General features: G+C 59.1%; 1 protein-coding gene. It reads left to right on the top strand.

Annotation, left to right across the window (positions count from 1 at the left end; genetic code table 11):
- On the top strand, positions 1 to 220 hold a 220-nt coding region (locus tag AACW06_RS20745; RefSeq protein WP_192076432.1), incomplete at both ends, for a hypothetical protein.

The following is a 220-nucleotide window of genomic DNA, read 5'->3' as shown; positions in this document are numbered from 1 at the left end:
AGCGCCGACATCACCATTCCAAGCTTGACAGCGGAAGGTAATTACAGCATCACCAGCAGCATTACGGATGCCGCTGGCAACAGCAGTGGTGACAGTGCGCCAGTGACGTTTGATTTTGACGCCACCGCACCAACTGCGGCGCCAACACTCACCATCGCGGACGCCGCGGACGGCAGCGTGAGCGTGGCAGAGAACAGTGACGGCGTTGAAACGGTGGTAA

The sequence above is a fragment of the Vibrio sp. S12_S33 genome (assembly GCF_963889785.1).
GTDB classification, from domain to species: Bacteria; Pseudomonadota; Gammaproteobacteria; order Enterobacterales; family Vibrionaceae; genus Vibrio; species Vibrio aestuarianus.
The sequence above is the reverse complement of the archived record's forward strand: the minus strand, read 5'-3'. Positions and strand labels throughout refer to the sequence as shown.